A 601-nucleotide genomic window follows, 5' to 3' on the forward strand; every position below is an offset into this window, starting at 1 on the left:
CCTTCTGCCGCAATGAAGCGCTCCGATGTCAGTCCGGCCCTGTTCAGGTAGCCGCGCGCCAGCCCGGCGCCCGAGACATACAGCTCGCCCGCCACGCCCACCGGCACCGGGTTGAGTTGCCCATCGAGTACGCGCATCCCCAGGTCGGAGATGGCGATGCCCACGGGACTGCGCTGCAGGCCCAGGTCCTCGGCGGTGATCCGCCGGTAGGTCACATGCACCGTGGTCTCGGTGATGCCGTACATGTTGATCAGTTGCGGGCTGTCATCGCCATGGTGTTCGATCCACTGGCGCAGGCGCTGCGGGTCCAGTGCCTCTCCGCCGAAGATCACCACGCGCAGGGACAAATGCTCTTGGTAGGCTCGCGGCAGGCTGGTCAGCTGGCCGAAGGCCGAAGGCGTCTGGTTGAGCACCGTCACCTTCTGCACTTGCAGCAACTGCAGGAAGTCCTCGGGCGAACGGCTGACCCAGAACGGCACGACCACCAGCTTGCCGCCAGTGCACAGCGCACCGAAGATCTCCCACACGGAGAAGTCGAAGGCGTAGGAGTGGAACATCGTCCACACGTCCTCGGGGCCGAAGCCGAACCAGGCATCGGTGG

1 protein-coding gene is annotated in these 601 nt (G+C 65.6%); it reads right to left on the bottom strand.

Annotated features, from left to right (window positions below; all coding sequences use genetic code 11):
- Positions 1-601 (bottom strand): AMP-binding protein (locus PMI12_RS15955; protein ID WP_007834398.1); only part of this gene is annotated, 601 nt, incomplete at both ends.

It is taken from the genome of Variovorax sp. CF313 (genome assembly GCF_000282635.1).
GTDB lineage: Bacteria > Pseudomonadota > Gammaproteobacteria > Burkholderiales > Burkholderiaceae_C > Variovorax.